We start from the raw sequence: 5008 nt of genomic DNA, 5'->3' as shown, positions 1-5008 counted from the left end.
TCCAAGATTGGACCTTGCATACGACATGGACCACACCAAGTTGCCCAGAAGTCTACCAAGACCAAACCGTCTTTTGTTTCTTGTTCAAATGTTGCATCTGTAATTGCTTTTGCCATTGTATTTCTCCTTTTTTAGTTATATTGGCTTAAATCTTGTTTCATGAGATAGAAGAAAACATCTCCATAAGTCCCATGGTAGTCCAAATCATGACCATTGTAGGTTAATTTTTGGACAGTATAGTAATCAGCAACGCCGATGAGGCAGGCGTGTTGAGAACGTTCAAAGTCTTGGTAAGACTCGAAAGTCATGGTTCTCTCTTGCTTACTGGCGTCTAGATAAGTAATTTCGATCATATAAAACTCCTTTGTTCGATCTTGACTTTATTGTACTCCTTGAAAAGAGGAATGTCAAGAAAAATGATTGCGCACGCAACTTTTTTAAAAAATCTGATTAAGAAATGAAATCAAGACTCGTTTCCAGTCTTTCTTCGACGGCTTTTTGCAGGTAAGCTAGGGTGGTTTGTCCCTCGTCAGTCAGGCAGATAAAACTAGCCCGTCTATCCTGATCGCAACATCTGCGACTAAGCAAACCGCAGTTTTTCTCTTCTAATCGTGCCACCATTCGAGAAACAGCGCTCGGACTGAGATGGAGTTTATCGGGTAAATCAATCTGTCGTAAGGATTTTTCATCGGCTAGATCCAAATAGTAGAGCAGGTAAAACTCTTTCAAGTTCAGCCTTTGTTCACTCTGCTGGGCAATAGTTTCTTCCAACAAGGCTTCCATTTCTTTTTGATGGCGGTTGTAGTCAAACCATTTTTCTAAGTAGGTCATTGCTTTCTCCTTTCTTTTCAAAGTAAAAATCACAAAGTCATTAGTGACTGTTTCTGCAATACAAGATGATTGCGCATGCAATGATTATACTACTTTTAACTAATCCGTGCAAGAGAGAAGAATTGCAATATTTCCTTGAAATTTTCTGAAAAAAGAGTAAACTGGTATGCAAGAAGTCTATTTCGTGGAGTTTAGAATGAAATTATATGTTCAATTAATGATTCTCTTTGTGATTTCATTGATCGGTGAGGGAATTTCTAGTTTCTTTCATCTGCCTATCCCAGGCAGTATTATCGGTTTGATTATTCTCTTTCTAGCCTTACAGTTCAAGTGGCTGAGAACCAGACATGTCAACATGGTGGGGAATTTCTTGCTGGCCAATATGACTATTCTCTTTTTGCCACCAGCAGTGGGAATAATGGAGAAGTTTGATGTGATTGCTCCCTATCTCCTGCCCATCGTTTTGATTGTCTTTTTTGCAGCTGTCATCAATATTATCCTCATAGCCGTGGTAGTTCAGTTCATTAAGAGACGATTTGAGGGAGATTATGAGAAAGGAGATGCCAAATGAGTGAATTTGTTTCCAATCCCCTGTTTGGGCTTGCCCTGTCTATCCTTGCTTATCTAGTGGGGATGCTGATTTACAGACGTTTTCCCCATCCATTGACAACGCCCTTGCTTTTGTCGGCTGTTTTCATTATCATTTTTCTAAAGCTGACGGGGATTTCTTACCAAGATTACTACCAAGGTGGGGTTTATCTGAACAATTTGATTGTTCCGTCAACAGTGGCTTTAGGGATTCCGCTTTATAAGAGTTTTCACTTGATGAAGCACCATGCTCGCAGTATTCTCTTTGGTAGTCTGTTAGCAGTAGTTGTCAATACTTGCTTTACTGCCATAGTAGCGAAAATATTTGGCATGGACTTTTTCCTAGCTATTTCTCTCTTTCCCAAGTCAGTGACAACCGCTATGGCAGTGGGGATTACAGAAAAATTGCAAGGTTTGACGACTGTGACCTTGGTCGTCGTAGTGGCCACTGGCATTTTGACCAGTGTGATCGGACCAACCCTTTTGAAATGGTTGAAGATCGATGACCCAGTGGCTGTGGGACTTTCTCTTGGAGGAACAGGTCATGCTGTCGGAACGGGAACCGCCTTTCGATACGGATCGGTAGCAGGAGCCATGGGTGGCTTGGCTATCGGTGTCACTGGTATTCTCTACGTCTTTGTCAGCCCCATCGTAGCCAGTTTGATATTGAGTTAAAAAGCAAGGAAGCTGAGTTCCTTGCTTTTTTCCAATTTTATTTTGTAAGGATTTACTTTTCTTTGCTTAAATGAATGACTTGGTCGTAGCGTTTTAAGTCCTCGTCTGTATAATGGTGAATGACTTCAATGACTGTCTGAGGTAGCGAGAAGAGGAGGTCGCTAATCTTTTTGCTATTCTCTAAGTCAAGATTGGCCTTAATCTCATCAGCCAAGATGAGTTGGCTGTCGTGATAGAGCGCGCGAGCGATTTCGAGTCGTTGTTTCTCGCCACCAGACAGGCTATCGTTGCTAAGAGTTCGATTTTTCAAATGTTCTAAACCAGTTGTCTTGAGGATATGATTCAACCTTTCTTGCTTTTTAGTCATTCCTAGAAGGATATTGTCTTCCAGAGACAGCGTGTCAAAGTAATGGCTATCTTGGAGGATATAGGAGCTAACGCTCGTGATTTCTTGGCGTGATAGGCTTTGGCCAGCAAATGCAATCCGTCCACTGGTCGCAGCCAACTCTCCATGAATGATATTGAGTAAAGTCGTTTTTCCAGAGCCACTTTCACCGATAATGGCAATCTTTTCTCCTTTCTTGATGTGCATGGAAAGAGGGGATAAAAGGACCTGTCCCTCTTTTTCTAGAGAGATATTCTCTAGTTGGACGGGATAAATGTTTTGGAAGGTGCTAGTAGAAATAGGACTAGAATTTGTGAAAAGTACTTGGTACTTTTCACAGAGGTATTGAGTTGCTTTTCGGGTGTTAGTAAAGTAGGCTAATTCTTGGAATTGATAGCCAATATTATGAGAAACGAGATAAATGGCTACAAAACTAGCTGCGTTTAAATAACCATAATAGGTCATAAAACCGCCAATGACAATAGGGGCAACGGAGCAAAAGGCATCGATGCTATTGATAAAGAGACTGTTTAGGGTACGTTGTTTCTCATATCGTATTTCCGCATCCAAACTAGTCTGTAACTGATTTTGATAGCGAGCAAAAAAGAAGTCCTGTCCCTGATAATGACGAATCTGTTGGCTACCGCCAATAAAATTTGTCAAGCTTGATAAGTAGCTCTGGTTAATAGTGGACCGCTTTTCAGAAAGTGAATCTAAACGCTTAGATCCGATGGCACTACAGAGGACAGGGACGGAGTAGAAGAGAATAAAAATCAAGCCTAGGTAAAAATTAGTCCACAGGGCATATAGAATGGAGACGGTTGTGAAACCAAGAGAAGAAATAATGATAACGGTTGGCTCAATATAGCTCTTTTCTAACTGGTTGACGTCGTTTTCTAAATCAGACAAAATATCCTTTTCATCAATATCATAACCGCTGAGGAATCGCTTGAAAATAGCGCTTTTAATTCCATATCTGAAATCAGTAATCAAACGAGCGTAGTAATAGCGTTTTCCAGCTAGCCCCAGTAAGAGGATGAGGTTTCCAAGGATTCCCAGAATCAACACTTTCCAAAGAAGTTCCAGTTCTTGATTGGTAAAACTAGCAACGATACTCTGAATGAGCGCTGGCGTAATAATCGCTTCCAGCCATGTGATTGCAATCGAAAAGAAGTAAAGTGTTAAGTGTTTCTTTGCAACAAACGTTCTAAGCATAAAGAGCTCCCTCCTTATCAATATACAGTAATCACTTTTAAAATTATTATACTCCTTTTTATCCACATTTTCATACAATATATCTAAAAGAAAAGATCTAGCGATACAGAGTCGCTAGACCTTTAACTTATTGCAAGTTAACCTTGTTTTTCAAGATATAGTAGGTACCGAGATAGTAGATAGCTGATAAAAAGAGATCGCGCAGAATTTCTGTACCAATCATCATGTTAAAGTCATTTTCAATTCGGAAAAAGAGAGAAACATAACCAATGACGATGGCAATGACGATATAGGCTAGAATCCCCATAGCTGTTCGATACTCATTAAAGAGTTGTCCGATAGAGATGGAGAGGTAGATGGATAAAATCCATGCGATAGAACTGACAAATAGTGATAGGGCATACAGCCAGCCGTAGCTGAGGTAAGGGGAAATGAAGTTATAGAGAGCAGTGAAGTCTTTTTCTATTGGTGTTAAGAAGAAGATAATCAATATACTCAAGATAAAGACGATATAGCTTAAGATGGACCAGACAAGACCACCTAAAAGTTTTGCGATGATGATTTGGTGCTCAGAGACAGGCAAGGTCAAGGTCAAGTACCCTTGGCGGTCATAAACACTACCCTTGAATCTTCGGATGATTAAAAAGATTGTTGCAATCCAAAGAGTGACGCTGAGTCCTCCAAAGACTAGTACTAAAAAGAAGATGAAATAAGCAGCATTGTTAGGATTGTAACTCTGGCTAAGACTGTTAATAAAAGCTCCAATCAAAACTGAAATTGCAAGTACAGCACCGTAGAGTGCCAGATACCATTTATTGACATTTTTAAATTCATAACGAACTAGATTCCAAAACATAATAATCTCCTTTGCTTAGGCTTTAAATTCCTGGCGGAAGAGCTGGTCAATGGATTCACCTGACTCGTAACGAATATCATCAACATTTCCTTGGCGGACGACTTTTCCGTCTTTGAGGAAGATGATCTCATCCAAGATTGGCTCAATATCTGAAATCAAGTGGGTTGAAATCAGCACCGTAGAGGTTGGTGAGTAGTTATTGATGATGGTATTGAGGATATAATCACGGGCAGCTGGATCCACGCCTCCGATTGGTTCGTCCAGAACGTAGAGGCGGGCTTCACGGCTCATAACCAAGATGAGTTGGACCTTTTCCTTGTTCCCTTTTGATAGTTTCTTGAGGCGACTGTTTTCATCAATACCGAGATCGGCTAAAAGGTGTTGGGCTCTTTCGAGATTGAAATCCTGATAGAAGGTTTTAAAATAGGTTAGAGCATCCTTAACCTTCATCTCTTCAT

General features: G+C 40.4%; 8 protein-coding genes. 2 read left to right on the top strand and 6 right to left on the bottom strand.

Going from position 1 to position 5008, the window contains the following annotated elements; genetic code table 11:
• The 3 genes from GMD4S_RS11400 to GMD4S_RS11390 all read right to left on the bottom strand — a co-directional run.
• On the bottom strand, positions 1–116 hold a 116-nt coding region (locus GMD4S_RS11400), incomplete at its 3' end, for a thioredoxin family protein (protein ID WP_008291446.1).
• 15 nt (positions 117–131) lie between these two features.
• Entirely contained in the window at positions 132–353 is a 222-nt protein-coding gene (locus tag GMD4S_RS11395) for a DUF4649 family protein (RefSeq protein ID WP_000570263.1), read from the bottom strand.
• 97 nt (positions 354–450) lie between these two features.
• Positions 451–831 carry a MarR family winged helix-turn-helix transcriptional regulator gene (locus tag GMD4S_RS11390; protein ID WP_000221641.1) on the bottom strand — a complete coding sequence of 127 codons (381 nt, stop codon included), beginning with the start codon at positions 829–831 and terminating at the stop codon, positions 451–453.
• Positions 832–1027: 196 nt separating this feature from the next.
• Here GMD4S_RS11390 and GMD4S_RS11385 point away from each other — a divergent pair, with 196 nt between their 5' ends.
• The gene (locus tag GMD4S_RS11385; RefSeq protein WP_000781327.1) at positions 1028–1402 is read left to right on the top strand and encodes a CidA/LrgA family protein; all 375 of its coding nucleotides are present in this window, start codon (positions 1028–1030) and stop codon (positions 1400–1402) included.
• Positions 1399–2094, top strand: a complete 696-nt coding sequence (locus GMD4S_RS11380; protein WP_001288947.1) for an LrgB family protein — start codon at positions 1399–1401, stop codon at positions 2092–2094. The genes GMD4S_RS11385 and GMD4S_RS11380 overlap by 4 nt, the downstream gene beginning before the upstream one ends.
• A 52-nt stretch (positions 2095–2146) precedes the next feature.
• On the opposite strand, the gene gggC is transcribed toward GMD4S_RS11380, so the two are convergent.
• From gggC to GMD4S_RS11365, 3 genes are all read right to left on the bottom strand, one after another.
• Complete coding sequence (gene gggC / locus GMD4S_RS11375; protein WP_000946536.1) at positions 2147–3694, bottom strand: streptosactin export ABC transporter GggC; 1548 nt, start codon at positions 3692–3694, stop codon at positions 2147–2149.
• 127 nt (positions 3695–3821) lie between these two features.
• Entirely contained in the window at positions 3822–4550 is a 729-nt protein-coding gene (locus GMD4S_RS11370; protein ID WP_000498769.1) for a hypothetical protein, read from the bottom strand.
• 15 nt (positions 4551–4565) lie between these two features.
• Positions 4566–5008, bottom strand: a 443-nt coding sequence (locus GMD4S_RS11365) for an ATP-binding cassette domain-containing protein (protein WP_000330968.1), incomplete at its 5' end; no start/stop codon positions are given.

It is taken from the genome of Streptococcus sp. GMD4S, from assembly GCF_000296955.1.
Note: the sequence above shows the minus strand (reverse complement) of the source record. Positions and strands in the feature narration are given on the sequence as shown.